Source organism: Mesorhizobium sp. CNPSo 4688, from assembly GCF_057784295.1.
The window spans coordinates 1-757 of the sequence record NZ_JBWLUY010000087.1 but is presented as its reverse complement, the minus strand read 5'-3'; the positions used below and the strand labels follow the sequence as shown (position 1 = coordinate 757).

Below are 757 nucleotides of genomic sequence, written 5' to 3'. Positions count from 1 at the left end.
CTCGGACGTCGAAAGGCGTCAACGCGGATCGAAATTTGGCGCGCCTAAAGCGTAGATGCGTTGGGCCGTTGCTCCCATAATGGCATGCCGATCCGTTTCCGAAAGGCCGGCAACCAAGGCCTCAATTCCACGCCAGGCATCGGACGCGCTCGCGCAGAGCAATATGACTGGCCAGTTACTACCGGCCATAACGCGGTTCGGCGTGAACCGATGGATGACGTGCTCGGCATATTTTCGCAACGCTTCTGTAGACCAAGACCAGCGCACGGCTACTGCGAGGCCGACTGAGAGCTTCACTGACATGTTGGGTAAGTACGATGCCCGCGTTATCTGGGTGGCCCACGGGTCCCAGCCGTCGCTGGAAACGGGCGGGTTTCCCATATGGTTGAGGACCACCTTCAGATTGGGCACCCGCCGAGCTGCCTCCACCACCGACCCGAACTGCGCTTCAGTGATCGGTATTGCCTCAAAGACCACCCGCAGCGGCGAGCAGCCCCAGCGATTCCAGAACCTGCGGCCGCAGAATCCATTCGGGATCAGGCTCATACGAAATTAGATGGCGGATGCCGACCAACTTGCCACGGACGGCAAGTCGATCCAGCGCCTTCGCGCATTGTTTGGGATCGGCGAGTGGCACCCAGCCTACGACGCCAACGATGAAGTCGACATTATTGCCGATGTCGAGATAGTCTTCGGTCTCGTCGATATCGTTGTGCAACTGGACGAGGATGGTCTTGTCTATGCCGCACTCAACCAG

At 58.9% G+C, this 757-nt stretch carries 2 protein-coding genes; one reads left to right on the top strand and one right to left on the bottom strand.

The window, feature by feature from the left end:
• Positions 1 to 18 precede the first annotated feature (18 nt).
• Entirely contained in the window at positions 19 to 546 is a 528-nt protein-coding gene (locus tag AC04SH_RS34895) for an amidohydrolase family protein (protein ID WP_477345201.1), read from the bottom strand.
• 10 nt (positions 547 to 556) lie between these two features.
• On the opposite strand from AC04SH_RS34895, the gene AC04SH_RS34890 reads away from it, so the two are divergent.
• On the top strand, positions 557 to 757 hold a 201-nt coding region (locus tag AC04SH_RS34890), incomplete at its 3' end, for a hypothetical protein (protein ID WP_488578084.1).